The sequence below is a fragment of the Microbacterium sp. AISO3 genome (assembly GCF_002204305.1).
GTDB lineage: Bacteria > Actinomycetota > Actinomycetes > Actinomycetales > Microbacteriaceae > Microbacterium > Microbacterium arborescens.
The window spans coordinates 1-585 of the sequence record NZ_NHRF01000041.1; the positions used below are offsets into that span (position 1 = coordinate 1).

1 protein-coding gene and 1 pseudogene are annotated in these 585 nt (G+C 55.9%); both read right to left on the minus strand.

Annotated elements, in window-relative coordinates; genetic code table 11:
- A pseudogene (locus CBF90_RS16205) lies at positions 1–173 on the minus strand (phage minor tail protein L); the annotation flags it as partial.
- The gene (locus tag CBF90_RS16210; RefSeq protein WP_000847379.1) at positions 173–502 is read right to left on the minus strand and encodes a phage tail protein; all 330 of its coding nucleotides are present in this window, start codon (positions 500–502) and stop codon (positions 173–175) included. The pseudogene CBF90_RS16205 and the gene CBF90_RS16210, both read right to left, overlap by 1 nt.
- Positions 503–585: the final 83 nt, after the last annotated feature.

Consider the following 585-nt stretch of genomic DNA (forward strand, 5'->3'; position numbering starts at 1 on the left):
GGCTGATACTGTCGCCCCTGCCAGGTGACCGGCTCACCTTTTTCGTTCTGCTCATTACAGAAAAAATAACGTTCTCCACCGACCTCTGTCAGGTCGATTTCCCAGAGCACCACGCTGGCCGACTGCTCCGCACGGGTGCATTCATTCAGTGTTTCCTGCCGGATATCCTGCATCAGTTCACCACCTGTTCAAACTCTGCGCTGAACTCAACACGCAGCATACTGACCCGCGACGACCATTTTGCGCAGGTCACCTTTATCTGCCGCCACTCATAAGGCGGCGTCCACAGAAAGGATTTCCAGCCCCCGTGCTCTTCCAGAAACGACTCCAGTACCGTGGCCTCCTCACGGGGGACAGAAAGCGTCACGCTGTACGTTTTCAGGTTGGCATTCAGCCCGGCAGGCGCTCGCTGAGAATAGCCATCACCAAAGCGCACCTTTCTTACAGAAGGGACCGAAGCCACATCCATACCGGGTTTCACTTTCCAGCGGAAGGTCTTCATCGTCCACCTCCGGAGAACAGGCCACCATCACGCATCTGTGTCTGAATTTCATCACGGGCACCCTTGCGGGCCATGTCATACAC

What these genes read in the sequence shown, in the direction of transcription:
- CBF90_RS16210 (WP_000847379.1), bottom strand. Translation starts at nt 502, where the DNA reads ATGAAGACCTTCCGCTGGAAAGTGAAACCCGGTATGGATGTGGCTTCG.